At 59.0% G+C, this 8,726-nt stretch carries 6 protein-coding genes and 1 pseudogene; 2 read left to right on the forward strand and 5 right to left on the reverse strand.

Translation table 11 applies throughout. The features are described 5' to 3' along the window. Nucleotides 1–4: 4 nt before the first annotated feature. Together G365_RS23700 and G365_RS23705 are read left to right on the forward strand one after the other, a co-directional pair. On the forward strand, nucleotides 5–757 hold the full coding sequence (locus G365_RS23700) for a J domain-containing protein (protein ID WP_155976069.1): 753 nt from the start codon (nucleotides 5–7) through the stop codon (nucleotides 755–757). Further along, on the forward strand, nucleotides 754–1,440 hold the full coding sequence (locus G365_RS23705; RefSeq protein WP_155976070.1) for a hypothetical protein: 687 nt from the start codon (nucleotides 754–756) through the stop codon (nucleotides 1,438–1,440). The genes G365_RS23700 and G365_RS23705 overlap by 4 nt, the downstream gene beginning before the upstream one ends. Before the next feature lie 324 nt (nucleotides 1,441–1,764). Here G365_RS23705 and G365_RS22520 read toward each other — a convergent pair. The 5 genes and pseudogenes from G365_RS22520 to G365_RS0100370 form a co-directional block, all read right to left on the reverse strand. Next, nucleotides 1,765–2,010, reverse strand: a pseudogene (locus G365_RS22520) (transposase); the annotation flags it as partial. Between the two features lie 249 nt (nucleotides 2,011–2,259). Next, a complete protein-coding gene (locus tag G365_RS0100355) occupies nucleotides 2,260–4,053 on the reverse strand; it encodes an acyl-CoA dehydrogenase C-terminal domain-containing protein (protein ID WP_019643508.1) in 1,794 nt (597 codons plus the stop codon). A gap of 120 nt (nucleotides 4,054–4,173) precedes the next feature. After that, complete coding sequence (locus G365_RS0100360; RefSeq protein WP_019643509.1) at nucleotides 4,174–6,516, reverse strand: 3-hydroxyacyl-CoA dehydrogenase/enoyl-CoA hydratase family protein; 2,343 nt, start codon at nucleotides 6,514–6,516, stop codon at nucleotides 4,174–4,176. A 29-nt stretch (nucleotides 6,517–6,545) separates the two neighbouring features. Next, nucleotides 6,546–7,688 (reverse strand): thiolase family protein, encoded by a 1,143-nt coding sequence (locus G365_RS0100365; RefSeq protein WP_019643510.1) that lies wholly within the window; start codon nucleotides 7,686–7,688, stop codon nucleotides 6,546–6,548. 262 nt (nucleotides 7,689–7,950) lie between these two features. Continuing rightward, a complete protein-coding gene (locus G365_RS0100370; RefSeq protein WP_026344975.1) occupies nucleotides 7,951–8,340 on the reverse strand; it encodes a MerR family transcriptional regulator in 390 nt (129 codons plus the stop codon). Between the last annotated feature and the right edge of the window lie 386 nt (nucleotides 8,341–8,726).

An 8,726-nucleotide genomic window follows, 5' to 3' on the forward strand; every position in this document is an offset into this window, starting at 1 on the left:
AAAAATGAGAACAAATGTATGTAAAGTTTTTTATTTTTTGTTTAACATCGCCTTCTTTTTTTTATCATTAATAAATATTATTTATCTGTTTGCTATTTTTGGGTTAATTAATAGTGTGATAAATTTATATGGCTATAAAGATAATTATTTTATTTATATAATTGAATTTTTTATTTCTATTGTTATTTTTTATTTTGTTACAGATCTTTTTAAGAAAACGATATTCCAGTCATGGATTCCTGCGTTTTTTTACACCCGGCTATATCTTGGGGTTCCCCTTAAGGCAGATGAAGCGCTCCGAGTGAGCTTTCTATTTGATGGTTCCCTTGGGGGGAAATGGTTTCCCGTCCTAGGAGTCCGGGACCTCGATAAAAAGTTGAGGCGGGCTTTCTTGTTTCAATTCGCAAACAGGATGTCTTCTAATCAAGGGTGGGGATACCCTTTTCCTGAATTAGAAGAGCAGGTTAGGCGATATGAAGAAGCGCAAGGGGGCGGGGCACGGGCGCGTGGGAGTGATGAGGCGCCAATTAAGCCGTCGATGAATTCAGAACTTAAAAGTGCTTTGGCAATTTTTGGGTTCGAGGAAATGCCAGAGGATTTTGAACACGTTAAAAAAGCGTATCGAGAAAAAATGGCAAAATTTCATCCGGATAAAATTTCTGAGGAATCCCCAGAAATTGCATCTCATTACGAAGAAATAGCTAAAAAAATTAATCAGTCTTATTCAGTGTTGAAAAATTTTGCGGTGAAGAAATGATGGAAATAAAATGCTCTAATTGTATGTCTATAAATAGAGTTGACTTAAAATCAGAAAATAAAAATTATGTCTGTGACGACTGCGGTTTTATTTTGATGTCAACAAAATTTTACTCTGAAATAAAATCTATGCCTCAATGGAAGCATTGGTTTATTTTAATCGCCGTTGCGTTTTGTTTTTACTCATCTACCTTTATTATCGAAGAATTTAAGAGGAGTATAAAGACTAGTGATAGGGTCGCAATATTGGGGGCCGCGAGTGAAGCTTCTAAGGCACCACCATCTTTGCCGCCCTCTCTGCCTTTTAAAACAGGTGTTGATCAGGTTTTAAGTACAAAAGAGAGAATGGCTCCTTTGAAAATTAAAACGCCTCAAGGGTCGGGGAAATATTATATAAAACTTGTAGATATTGAAAATAATAAGACTGCAATGACATTTTTCATCAACGGAGGTGATGAGTTTCGGGTGGATGTGCCCTTGGGTGTCTATCGGTTAAGATATGCTGTTGGTGATTCTTGGTATGGATACAAAAATTTATTTGGTCCTGAAACAATGTATAGTGAAGCTGATAGAGATATGAGTTTTTATATAAAAAATGGAAGCGTTTCTGGTTATGCGGTTGAGTTAATTTTAAGAAAAGATGGAAATATGAAAACAAAAAATATTTCACCTAATGATTTTTAGGGAAATTTTATTTATATGTTCTGTCAATGTATCAATTTTTATTTTTTTGAGTAGTCCAGAATCTAAAGTTAGAGGTGTGGTGTCAATGTGTATAGTCGGATCGTTTTGAGGATTTTGTAACGGCGATGCTGCCTTCAGCATCGCCGTACGGCTCTAAGGTATGGATTCATAAGCTCTTGTTGCGCTAAAGTCTGGTTGCTGCGAATTTTACTGCAGTCAGATCGTTCTCCGCGCACTTGTCATAGCCCTTATTGGCCAACAGAATATCGCCTTCGCCGGGGCCGTCGATCAATGCGTCGGCCTCGGTGCAGTCTGCAATCTGTCCAGCAGCTTCTTCAGCCGGGCGTTCTCATCCTCAAGCGCCTTCAGCCGCCGAGCCTCCGACACGTCCAGGCCGCCATACTTGGTCTTCCATTTGTAGAAGGTGGCGCTCGATATGCCATGACGACGGCATACGTTCTCCGCCGCCGCCCCCGTTTTCGACTCTTTCAGGATGCCGATGATCTGTTCCTCGGAAAACCGGCTGCGCTTCCTATCGTCCGTCCTCTGATAGGCCGAACTCTCCTTCAAACGGGAGGAAATTTCCGAAGGCAGGTCACTGACACTGATCGTGAAGTCGTCTTCGCCCTCAAGTCAAATACCCGCACGGTTCCCCACCACCCCAAGCAAAAAAAGCCCCGCCCCTGTTGCTGCTCAGGGGCGGGGGTGCAGTCTGTCCGCTTTGGCTCGATGGGGGTGAGCCGTGGCGGAGTGGCCCGGGCAGTCTCGGGCCGGATCCCCGCCGGGGGTATACGCCCCGGCGGAAACTCATATCAACACTCAGAACTCGTCGTCGGCGAAGTCCATCATCGACTTGCCACCGGCCATGATGCAGGAGAACAGCGCCCCGGTCTGCGGCAGCACCCGCTGCATGTAAAACCGGGCGGTCTTGATCTTCGCTTCATAGAAGGCCGCATCGCCGTTGGCCCCTTCGGCCAGTCTGGCGCGGGCGACATCAACGGTGCGGCACCACAGATAGGCCAGCGCGGTCAGGCCGAACAGGCGCAGGTAATCGGTTGCCGCCGCCCCGGCTTCGTCGCGGTTGACCATGCCCTTCTGCGCCACCGCGCCGGTGGCCTGCTGCAGGCGGGTGAAGGCCTTGGCCAGCGGCAGGACGAATTCTTCCATCTCGTCGTCATCGCCTTTGGCTTCCAGATACTCCGCCACCGGGTGGAAAAACCGCCGCAGCGAGCGCCCGGCGTTGGCCGGCATCTTACGCCCGACCAGATCCAGCGCCTGAATGCCGTTGGTGCCTTCATAAATCTGGGCAATGCGGGCATCGCGGATGTACTGCTCCATGCCCCATTCGCGGATGTAGCCGTGGCCGCCGTAAACCTGCACGCCGATATTGGTCGCCTCGTAGCCCAGATCGGTCAGCAGCGCCTTGACGATCGGGGTCAGCAGCGCCACCAGATCTTCAGATTCCTGCCGCACCGCCGGGTCGGGGTGGTGATTGGCAAGGTCCAGGGCCTGCGCCACCCAGCCGACCAGTGCCCGCGACCCTTCCATGGTCGCCTTCTGGGTCAGCAGCATACGCCGCACATCGGGATGGACCAGAATCGGGTCGGCCTTGGCCTCCGGGTTTTTGGTGCCGGTCAGCGAACGGCCCTGAAGCCGGTCCTTCGCATAGGCCAGCGCCCCCTGATAAGAGGCCTCGCCCAGCCCCAGCCCCTGCACGCCGACGGCCAGCCGCTCGGTGTTCATCATCGCGAACATCGCCTGCATGCCCTTATGCGGCTGCCCGACCAGCCAGCCGGTGGCCCCGTCGAAGTTCATCACGCAGGTGGCGGAGGCCTTGATGCCCATCTTATGTTCAATCGCCCCGCACATCACGCCGTTGCGCTGGCCGGGTTCGTTATTGGCATCGGGCAGGAACTTCGGCACCAGAAACAGCGAGATCCCCTTCGCCCCTTCCGGTGCATCCGGCAGTTTGGCCAGCACCAGATGGATGATGTTGCCGGTCAGGTCATGTTCCCCGGCGGAGATGAAGATCTTGGTGCCGGTGATGGCATAGCTGCCGTCGCCGCGCGGTTCCGCCCTGGTGCGGATCATGCCGAGGTCGGTGCCGCAGTGCGGTTCGGTCAGGCACATGGTGCCGGACCATTCGCCGGAAACGATCTTCGGCAGGTACTGCTGCTTCAGCTCTTCAGCGCCATAGGCTTCCAGCGCCACATAGGCCCCGTGGCTGAGGCCCGGATACATGCCGAACGACAGGTTGGAAGAGCAGATCATCTCTTCCACCATGCTGTTGACCAGCTTGGGCATGCCCTGACCGCCGAACTCCGGCTTGCAGGCGATGGAGGTCCAGCCGCCTTCGCAGAAGGTCCGGTAGGCTTCCTTAAAACCGGTGGGGGTGCGCACCACCCCGTTTTCATAGGTGCAGCCCTCTTCATCGCCGGAGCGGTTGATCGGGTGCAGCACCTGTTCGCAGATTTTGGCGGCTTCTTCCAGCACCGCGTCAATCACGTCCGGGGTCATGTCTTCATACCCGGGCAGCTGGTGCAGCGTGGTGCCGCTGAACAGTTCGTTCATCACAAAGCGCATGTCGCGCAGGGGAGCCTTATAGGCGGCCATGGTGGGGGGTCTCCCTAAAACGTGGCGGGAACAGCGGGGGTGCCGGGCGGCAGGCGGGCGGGGCAGGGGGCCAGTCCCTGTCCCGCATCCGCCGTGCCGCGGCTCACCCCGTCCGGGGCATCAGTTGCGCAGCGGCTTGCCGGTCAGCAGCATGTGTTCCACGCGGGCCAGTGTGCCGGGGTGGCGCACCAGCGCCATGAACGCCTTGCGTTCCAGCGCCAGAATGTCCTCTTCCTTCAGCACCTCGGTATGGTCGGTGGCCCCGCCGGAAAGGATCGTTGCCAGATGCAGCGACACCACTTCGTCATGCGGTGTGGCTTTGCCCATGCGGCGGAACTGCCCCAGCGCCATTTCCAGCGCCACCTTGCCGGACGGGCCGGGCAGGCGGAACTCGACCGGCTCGGCGGGGGTATAGCCCTCCACCAGTGCCAGCGCTTTTGCCTTGGCATCGGCCAGCAGGCGGTAGCGGTTCATGGTGATGCCGTCGGTTTCGCGCAGGAAGCTCTTCTCCTGCGCATCCATCGCCGACTTGGCAACGGTGGCGGTGGAGATGGTCTCAAACGCCTTGGCAACGGCAGGCATCGGCCCGCGCGGCAGCATCTTTGCCTTTGACAGACGGTGCAGCATTTCCTTACAGCCGCCCCAGCCGGGGATCAGGCCGACGCCCACTTCCACCAGACCCATATAGGTCTCGGCATGGGCCTGCACCGCATCGCAGTGCAGCAGGATTTCGCAGCCGCCGCCAAGGGCCATGCCGCTGGGGGCCCCCACCACCGGGAAGGGGGCGCGCTTCAGGGCCATATAGGCCTTCTGCCCGCCTTCGACCATCTCTTCAATGATCGGCCACGCCGCGATGTTGGCGGCAAAAATCGCCAGCCCGAGGTTGGCCCCGACCGAGAAGTTTGATCCCTCGTTATAAACCACCAGCGCCTTATAGCCTTTCTGCGGCACCAGCTTCACCGCCTGCCCGATCAGCTTGAGGATATCGGGGTCCAGCGCATTCATCTTCGAGGTGAACTCAAGGCACACCACGCCGTCGCCGATATCCCACAGGGCGGCGGAGCCGTTTTTCAGCAGCGGCTTGGCGGTGCGCTTGATGTCTTCCAGCATCAGCACGCCATCGGGGCGCTTCAGCTCGGCATAGGATCCGTCACGGCGCAGTTCATAGCGCTTGCCGTCTTCGACCTTATAGAAGGTCTTGCCGGTGGCGGCGGACAGGAACGGCGGAACCTCCATCCCTTCAGCGGTCAGGATGGCGATCAGGGCTTCCGCCCCGATGCTGTCGATCAGCTCAAACGGGCCGAATTTCCAGTTGTAACCAAGGCGCATTGCCTCGTCGATATCAGCGACGCTGTCGGTGACATCGGGCACCAGAGAGGCGGCATAGGCCAGCGTGCGGGCCATGACCCGGCGGGCGTAGACCCCGCCCCGGTCGGCATGGGCCAGCAGGGCGGCGGCAGCCTTCTTCCCGGCTTCATTGGCGGCGGAGATCGAGGCGAGCTGCGGCTTGACCGAAACCCGGTACTCGCCGGTCTTCAGGTCCACCGCTTCCTTCACCTTGCCGCCGTTGGCCTTGTTGATGCGGTAGAACCCGCCCTTGCCCTTGCGGCCGGTATAGCCGTCGGCGATCATCTTTTTGATCAGGTCAAGGTCGCGGTTGAGGATGTGGAAGGTGTCCCCGGCGGGCAGCGACCCGACCATCGACGCCAGCACGTGCGGCATCAGATCCAGCCCGACCAGATCCATCAGGCCGAACACCCCGGTCTTGGGGATGCCGAACGGGCGGCCGATGATGGCGTCGGCTTCTTCCACCGTCAGGCCGTTGTCGATGGCTTCGACGGTGGCGGCCAGAATCCACAGGATGCCAAGGCGGTTGCCGATAAAGCCGGGGCGGTCCTTACACATCACCACCGACTTGCCCAGCCGCACATCGGCAAAGGCTGACACGGCGCTGATGGCATCGGCCCGGGTCTGCGGGCCCTGCACGACTTCCAGCAGGCGCATGTAGCGCGGCGGGTTGAAGAAGTGGGTGATGCAGAAATCGGCCTTAAAGGCATCTGACAGGCCGCCGGTCAGCTGATCCAGCGGAATGGTCGAGGTGTTGGAGGACACCACCGACCCGGCCTTGCGGACGGCATCGACCTTTTTGTACAGGTCCTGCTTGATATCCAGCCGTTCGATCACCGCTTCGACGATCCAGTCGCAGTCGGCCAGCAAGTCGAGGTTGTCTTCGATATTGCCGGTGGTGATCAGGCGGGCGCAGCGTTTGGACATAAACGGGGCCGGGTCCGCCTTCAGCATCTTTTCGACGGCGGTTTCGGCAATCACGTTGCGGTTGGTGGCCCCGGCCGGAACAATATCCAGCAGCACCACCGGCACCCCGGCATTGGCGACGTGGGCGGCAATACCGGCCCCCATCACACCCGCGCCGATGACGGCGACTTTTTTAATGGTCGTTTCCATTGATTTCGGTCCTTCCCGTCCGGTGCCGGTTACGCCACGGCTTCCAGAACGGTGGCGATGCCCTGACCGCCGCCGATGCACTGGGTGGCAAGGGCATACCGCCCGCCTTCGCGCTTCAGCAGGCTGGCGGCCTTACCGACGATGCGGGCCCCGGTGGCACCCAGCGGATGCCCCAGCGCAATGGCGCCGCCGTCAAGGTTGATACGGTCCAGCGGCAGGCCGAGATCGCGGATGCAGGCCAGAGACTGGCTGGCGAAGGCTTCGTTCAGCTCGATGATATCAATGTCGGCAACGGTCAGCCCGGCGCGGGCCAGCGCCTTACGGGTGGATTCCACCGGGCCGATGCCCATGATTTCCGGGGCGCAGCCCGACACGGCAACGCTTTTGATCCGCGCCAGCGGGGTCAGGCCGTGTTTCATGGCGTAGTCTTCCGAACACACCAGAACGGCGGCGGCCCCGTCGGTCAGGGGGGAAGAGGTCCCGGCGGTGACGGTGCCTTCGGCATTGAAGGCGGGTTTCAGGCTGGCCAGTGTCTCTGCCGTGGTTTCCGGGCGGATGCAGCCGTCGGCGCTGATCTGGGCGCCCTTGGCGTCGGTGATGGTTACCATTTCGGCGTCAAAGCGGCCTTCGGCCTGCGCCTTGGCGGCCTTGGCGTGCGAGGCGGCGGCAAAGGCTTCCTGATCGGCGCGGCTGATCTGGTATTTGGCGGCCAGATTTTCGGCGGTGTCACCCATGCCGACAAACGCCTGCGGGTAAGACGTATACAGCCCCGGATGCGGCATCGGGTTGAAGCCCATGATCGGCACCCGGGTCATGCTTTCCACCCCGGCGCACAGGAAGGCGTCTCCCGCGCCGAGCTGGATTGCCCCGGCAGCCTGATGCACCGCCTGCATCGACGACCCGCAGAAGCGGTTGACGGTGACCGCGCCCATCGACAGCGGCAGCCCGGCGACAAAGCCGATGATGCGGGCGACGTTAAAGCCCTGTTCCCCTTCCGGGAAGGCGTTGCCGACGATCAGGTCTTCCAGATCATCGGTCTTCACCCCGGTGCGGTCCACCAGTGCCTTCACCACCTGTCCGGCCAGATCCTCGGGCCGCACCTTGGTCAGGCCGCCCTTGTTGGCGAGGTGGAAGGGCGACCGGGCATAACCGGCGATAACCACGTTTTTCATACCGTCTCACTCCGTTTCCCGATGACGTGCCGCCGGTATGGGCCAGCGCGGGCCCGGCGGCAGTTCCCCCGGAAGGTGCGTTTCTTCCCGGCGGGGATGTTCCCTATGGTGACGTCCCCCGGATAAGGCCGGGGGTTGGTCGGTGGCAAAGCCCCCGGCGCAGGGCCGGAGGGGGGGGCAGCGGCAGGAACAGGCACCGCCGGAACGGCGGAGGACGGGGGCCTGTGCGGCAGGCCCGGCCGGAGCGGTAGGGCAGGCGGGGTTATTGTCCCGCCTTCTTGTTCCGCAGGGCGTCTTCAACCAGCAGGTTGATTTCGCTCAGTTCCGACAGTGTCTGTTCCAGGTCTTCCTGCTGTTTGCGCAGATCGGCCAGACGGGCCTGCACCTTGCCCTGCAGCAGGGTCAACTGTTCGGTCTGGGTGGTATCGACCACGTACAGATCGAGGTATTCCTTGATATCGGCCAGACTGAAGCCCAGCCGCTTGCCACGCAGGATCAGCACCAGACGCGCCCGGTCCTTATGGGTGTAGATGCGCGTCGATCCGGCCCGCCGTGGCTTTAACAGCCCTTTGGTCTCATAAAAGCGCACGGCCCGGGGGGTGGTGCCCAGTTCGTCCGCCAGTTCGGTCACTGTGTAGAATTGCTCGCTCAAGGGATGCTCCCGTGAATGGGGTGAGGCGACTCTCTGTTAGTGACCTATCCGTATAATGGGTGACGTATACGTCATGGTCAAGCCCTAACATTCCTCTTCGTAGCACAAGTGCAGTGCAAAAGACGAGAGGAGAGACACCTGCCGTAAGGGGAAGGTGAGGAAGCCGCATGGGCAGGGGGCTGTCGCGGGGGAAGCAGGCCGACGCGACGATAGAAAAACCCCCCGACGGCAGGGTGCCGACGGGGGGCAAACAAACGGAGGGCTGTGTGCAGGCCGACTGGCCCATTGAGGGCCCGCGCGACCATTCGCGCGTAAGCCAAGGGCGCGGACGCGCCCGCCCGGCGCCTGAGGGACCGAACAAACGGAGGTACGGCTCCGCCGTACCG

This window comes from Novispirillum itersonii subsp. itersonii ATCC 12639 (assembly GCF_000381985.1).
GTDB lineage: Bacteria > Pseudomonadota > Alphaproteobacteria > Rhodospirillales > Rhodospirillaceae > Novispirillum > Novispirillum itersonii.